Source organism: Sulfuricurvum sp., from assembly GCF_023250475.1.
In the GTDB taxonomy this organism is placed as follows: Bacteria; Campylobacterota; Campylobacteria; order Campylobacterales; family Sulfurimonadaceae; genus Sulfuricurvum.
Genome location: NZ_JAHFAQ010000155.1, coordinates 1 through 4,174 on the forward strand (window position 1 = coordinate 1; position 4,174 = coordinate 4,174).

The 4,174-nt window shown below is 40.7% G+C and carries 4 protein-coding genes and 1 pseudogene; 3 read left to right on the forward strand and 2 right to left on the reverse strand.

The window, feature by feature from the left end:
- Positions 1–210 (reverse strand): annotated as a pseudogene (locus tag Q0C19_RS11175) (MOSC domain-containing protein); the annotation flags it as partial.
- Between the two features lie 50 nt (positions 211–260).
- Entirely contained in the window at positions 261–734 is a 474-nt protein-coding gene (locus Q0C19_RS11180) for a pyridoxamine 5'-phosphate oxidase family protein (protein WP_295056017.1), read from the reverse strand.
- A 152-nt stretch (positions 735–886) separates the two neighbouring features.
- On the opposite strand from Q0C19_RS11180, the gene Q0C19_RS11185 reads away from it, so the two are divergent.
- The 3 genes from Q0C19_RS11185 to Q0C19_RS11195 all read left to right on the forward strand — a co-directional run.
- The gene (locus tag Q0C19_RS11185) at positions 887–2,149 is read left to right on the forward strand and encodes a serine hydroxymethyltransferase (RefSeq protein WP_295056019.1); all 1,263 of its coding nucleotides are present in this window, start codon (positions 887–889) and stop codon (positions 2,147–2,149) included.
- 10 nt (positions 2,150–2,159) lie between these two features.
- Positions 2,160–3,395, forward strand: a complete 1,236-nt coding sequence (locus Q0C19_RS11190) for a GNAT family N-acetyltransferase (RefSeq protein WP_295056021.1) — start codon at positions 2,160–2,162, stop codon at positions 3,393–3,395.
- A 271-nt stretch (positions 3,396–3,666) separates the two neighbouring features.
- On the forward strand, positions 3,667–4,174 hold a 508-nt coding region (locus Q0C19_RS11195), incomplete at its 3' end, for a P-loop NTPase fold protein (RefSeq protein ID WP_295056023.1).

Here is a 4,174-nt window from a genome sequence, read left to right on the forward strand (position 1 = left end):
TGAAAAAAAGAGTACCGCTTTATTCTCACCACCATGATGTTCGGTATCACCCTGCTCATCACCTATTAATCCAGTTTTACCTATATAAGCAGATGAAATCGGATATTTTTTGATTGCGGACACAACCTCTGTTTCATTTTCGCCTGTCACATTTTCAGTAACGATAGTACCGACTTTGATATATTTAATTTTTCCGAAGTATGTATCCATTGTTAACGACCTTAATAGAATTGATAATATCGATTAGATAAAACTCATTCTCATTTATAATATCTTCCTATGCATTCTTCAATATCGATTCTGATTACAGCCGTCCCGTTAATCATAGGAACAGGTAACTCTTTTTCCATTAAATGCGGCGTGAACTTCTCCACAATCTTGGATAATGCTGCTCTCTTTTCTTCAAAATCATCCACAATTGTTGCCATACCGTGAAGGATAATACTATTAAACTCAGTATTAACGTCACAAGGCTCTTCAATACCATCATAGAGTAATGAAATCATTTCATCAATCTCAAAACATACTTTCGGATTTGACTTGATATTGTCTATTTTTTGCCCTTTCGGCAATCCGTGCACGTATATTTTGCTATCAGCGTATACAAAGTGCATCGGTAAAACATAGGGGTAACCGTCTTTATTCAAAGTCGCTATTCTCCCGACTTCAGCTCTTTTAAACAATGCTTCTATCTGCTCTTGTGTCAGCAAATGGTTCTTGGTTCTGTGTCTCATGCTTTATCCTTTTTTTTGGTGAATTCTAGTTCAAAAAATAATCAAAAACAATCCAAAAATTGCTCATTTCTCCCTCTATTTCAGCAAGATTTGGATTGCCAATATCTACTCAGAGAGATAAACTTTGACGAACCATTCAAAAAGGGGACGCGATGAGTTTTATACGTGAAGAGAGTTTATCGGTTGCGGATTCGGAAGTTTTCGCCATCATAGAAAATGAGTTCGACCGACAGTCAACGCATCTTGAAATGATCGCGAGTGAGAACTTTACCTCTCCCGCTGTTATGGAGGCGATGGGGAGTATTTTTACCAACAAATACGCAGAGGGGTATCCGAACAAACGATACTACGGCGGATGTAAATTTGCCGATCAGGTAGAGCAACTGGCGAAAGATCGACTTTGCAAAATTTTCGACTGCCGCTATGCGAATGTACAGCCCCATTCGGGCAGTCAGGCAAACGGAGCCATCTATGCGGCGTTGCTGAATGCCGGAGATAAAATATTGGGGATGGATTTACGCCACGGAGGACATTTGACCCATGGTGCAAAACCCAACTTTTCGGGAAAAAACTATCACTCCTTTACCTACGGTGTAGCATTTAACGGCCGCATCGATTATGATAATGTCTTAGAAATCGCAAAAATAGTTCAACCCAAAATTATCGTGTGCGGGGCTTCTGCCTATGCTCGCGAAATTGATTTTGCCCTATTCCGAGAAATCGCCGACGCAGTAGATGCAATACTCTTTGCCGATATCGCCCATATTGCCGGATTGGTCGCGGCGGGTGAACACATGAACCCATTTCCCTACGCTGACGTCGTCACCTCCACGACCCACAAAACACTCAGAGGTCCTCGCGGCGGTATCATTATGACGAACAACGAAGAGATCGCTAAAAAAATCGACAGCGCCATCTTCCCCGGAACGCAAGGAGGGCCGCTGGTGCATGTCATAGCCGCAAAAGCGGTAGCATTTGGAGAAGTTTTGCACCCCTCGTGGAGAGAGTATGCCAAAGCGGTCAAATCCAATGCAAAAGTTTTAGCGGAGGTGTTGATCCAACGAGGCTATGAGCTCATCAGCGGAGGAACCGATAACCATCTGGTACTCATATCACTGATCAACAAAGATTTTTCCGGCGAAGAAGCCAGTGTGGCATTGGAAAATGCCGGTATCACCGTCAACAAAAATTCTATTCCCTCAGATCCCCGCCCCGCTTCGTCTACGTCAGGAGTACGACTAGGCTCTGCCGCGTTGAGTACATTGGGGATGAAGGAAAAAGAGTTTATCCTTATCGCTCATAAAATCTGCGATGTTTTGGACGACATTAACAACATTCCCCTTCAAATGCAGATCAAAAAAGAGCTCGAAACTCTTTTAAAGGGTTTTAAAGTCTATAATAATGCAACCTATTAAAGGTGATCGTATGCAAGATATCGAGATATTAAATCAGAATTATCAGCTTATTGCCAAAGCCATTACCTATATCGACACCCATTTCAAAGATCAGCCCTCTATCGATGAGATAGCTCGAAACATAGGGATGAGCAAATACCATTTTATGCGGGTGTTTAAAGAGTATGTCGGAGTAACGCCCAAACAGTTTCTCCACTCCGTGACGCTGAACTACGCCAAAGAGCATATCAAAGAGTCTAAATCTCTGTTGGACAGTACGCTGGATATCGGCTTATCCAGCTCCAGCAGACTGCACGAACTGTTTGTCAATCTCATAGGGGTTACCCCAAAAGAGTGGCGTGAAAAAGGGAAAGACGTCACCATTACCTACGGTTTCGGACTTACCCCTTTCGGTGAAGCACTGATCGCCTATACCGACAAAGGGGTCTGCTATTTAGGGTTTATCGACAACAACAAAGGCTCGATCTATAAACGATTTTGTGAGCTTTGGGAAAATGCCAATCTGGTGCATGATGATCTAAAAGCCCGTACCTATCTGGAAAATATTTTTATCAAAAACAAAAAATACAATCTCTTGGTAAAAGGGACGAACCTACAGATCAATGTCTGGAAAGCGCTTATCAATCTCCCTAACGGCGGCATAACGACCTATCAGGATGTCGCGAATTTTATCGACAAGCCCAAAGCCGTTCGTGCGGTCGCCAACGCCATCGGGGAGAACCACATCGGCTATCTCATCCCGTGCCATCGCGTCATCGCCAAAAGCGGTGCTATGAGCGGTTATCGTTGGGGCATTGAGCGCAAAAAAATCCTTATCGCCTACGAATCAGCCTCCAAAGAAAACCCCATCACCTACCGCACGGCAACTATAGAAGATATCCCCATCCTTTGCACCCTTTTGCATCAGCTCTTTTCGAAAGAGGTCGAATTTACCCCTGATATCACGCATCAGACGAAGGGACTGAAAATGATCATCGAGGATGAGAAAATCGGTGAGATATACGTCGCATCAATAGATAACGAGATTGTAGGGATGGTTAACCTTTTGTACACCGTCTCAACGGCACTGGGAGAGAGAGTCGCCCTGCTCGAAGATATGGTCATCGATGAGAAACACCGTGGAGAGGATATCGGCTCATCCTTGCTCGAATACGGCACACCGATTTTACGAGGGCATGGGATTTTCAAAATCGGCAATGATCCCCTTTCGGATTCAACTCTAACATCAACACCGCAGGAGTTATGATGACTATCTGGCAACATGTACCTTTTGAAAACGAACCTGCCGTTAAAGTGTTTGCGGAAATTATTTTAAGACAAACAGCGTAAAATGTTTAAAAATATGTCGATATGTAAAATTCTGATTGTATTTTTTTAACTTCAGGACATTTTGAATGTCCAATTATCTTGTGAATTTTTGGCAAAATGGTATATCGTGAGTATAGAATATTTAGATCTACACGATACAGAATGATTGAAAAGATAAAGTCTTTAATTATATAAAATAGCAGGTTAACATGAACGCAGAAAGAAATATTATTAATCCAAATAATCACATCAAAGAATATTTATCTAATTATTTAATACTTTCAAACCCAGAATATGCCATTTTACTGAGTGGGAACTGGGGAAGTGGTAAAACATATTTTATAGAAAATTTTATCGATGAATTTAAAAATGACAATATTAAATTTATAAAAATAAGTCTTTTTGGACTAAAAAATACCAATTCAATAGATGAAGAAATTTTCCAAAATTTACATCCATTATTAGGTTCTAAGTATGCAAAACTCGCTGGTAATATACTAAAAGGTGCACTCAAACTAGGTGTCAACCTTGATTGGAATCAAGATGGTAAGAATGATGGAACAGCAAATATTGATTTAAAAACATTTAATCCATTAGACTTTTTTTCTGAAAACAAAAGTTCAAAACAAGAAATAGTATTTATTTTTGATGACTTGGAAAGGACAGAAATAAATTTAAAAGAAGTACTAGGGTACATAAACTATTTAGTAGAGCAAT

Coding starts and splice junctions, on each gene's coding strand:
- Q0C19_RS11180 (WP_295056017.1), bottom strand. CDS start 734: ATGAGACACAGAACCAAGAACCATTTGCTGACACAAGAGCAGATAGAA.
- Q0C19_RS11185 (WP_295056019.1), top strand. CDS start 887: ATGAGTTTTATACGTGAAGAGAGTTTATCGGTTGCGGATTCGGAAGTT.
- Q0C19_RS11190 (WP_295056021.1), top strand. CDS start 2,160: ATGCAAGATATCGAGATATTAAATCAGAATTATCAGCTTATTGCCAAA.